Raw genomic sequence first — 350 nt, 5'->3', positions numbered from 1 at the left:
GGCGTTTATTTAAAACTGTTAAACTGGTTTGTTCTTCTTCTGCCAGATCTGCTGGAGGAGCGTAATTATTATGGACTAACTTGTCGCATAATGAATTAATTGGAAACACGCGATAACTGCAATGCATTTCGCGATCTATCTTTGAAGCAAACTGACCATAGATGTCTTGCCCATGGGCGTTTGTTCCATCAAGCGACACCGGAGCTCCAAAGTGAACATGTATCTGCCCCTTACTTCCAATAATTCCTGTGAGTGTTTCGAACTTGTCGCTAGCGAGTTTCTCTTCAACAGTGCTTTTAGACTGTGAGATGATGCGCTTAGCTTTAATCTGATCGCAAGGGTCCCATTCG

Annotated in this window: 1 pseudogene; it reads right to left on the bottom strand. The window is 43.1% G+C overall.

The annotated features are described in order from the left end of the window. Nucleotides 1–350, bottom strand: a pseudogene (locus A3739_RS29720) (hypothetical protein); the annotation flags it as partial.

Source organism: Oleiphilus sp. HI0067, from assembly GCF_001635735.1.
Note: the sequence above shows the minus strand (reverse complement) of the source record. Positions and strands in the feature narration are given on the sequence as shown.